This is a genomic window from Pseudomonas sp. TJI-51, assembly GCF_000190455.2.
GTDB lineage: Bacteria > Pseudomonadota > Gammaproteobacteria > Pseudomonadales > Pseudomonadaceae > Aquipseudomonas > Aquipseudomonas juntendi.
The window spans coordinates 2,212-2,719 of the sequence record NZ_AEWE02000043.1 but is presented as its reverse complement, the minus strand read 5'-3'; the positions used below and the strand labels follow the sequence as shown (position 1 = coordinate 2,719).

1 protein-coding gene and 1 pseudogene are annotated in these 508 nt (G+C 67.1%); both read right to left on the bottom strand.

Annotated features, from left to right (window positions below):
* Nucleotides 1-298: pseudogene (locus tag G1E_RS29375) on the bottom strand (DNA lesion error-prone repair protein ImuA); the annotation flags it as partial.
* A partial coding sequence (locus tag G1E_RS29370) for a LexA family transcriptional regulator (RefSeq protein ID WP_047149792.1) occupies nt 298-508 on the bottom strand: 211 nt, incomplete at its 5' end. The gene G1E_RS29370 and the pseudogene G1E_RS29375, both read right to left, overlap by 1 nt.

Genomic DNA, 508 nt, shown 5'->3' with positions numbered 1-508 from the left:
CCCCCGCGGCCTGCCAGGCCGGCGCATAGGGAATGAAAGGCGGCGCCACCAACACCACGCGGCTGGCTTCTGCGCTCAGGCGTGCCAGGGTTGGCCACAGCAACTGCAATTCGCCACAACCCGGGTTCGCCAACAGCAGTTCGCTCAATGCGGCTGCCGGCCAACCGCCTTCCGGCAAACGTTCGTCCAGCGCGGCATGGCCGGTTGGCTGCAGGCCCAGCGGTCGCGCCTGGGCCTGCCGGCCGCGCCATACCCGGCGCTGGTCCAACAGCCGGTCGAGGTCGACCACCGCGCCCATCAGTCACGCCTCAGCAAGCCACAGAACACGCCTTCGATGAAGAACTCCTGCGTGGGGAGCACATCGATAGGCGCATAGGCTGGGTTACGTGGCAACAACCGGTAGTGCTTGCCCACGCGTTGCAGGCGCTTGATGGTGACTTCGCCGTCGAGCCGGGCTACCACGATCTGGCCATCACGGGCATCGGCCTGTTGCAGGATGCCGACCAGG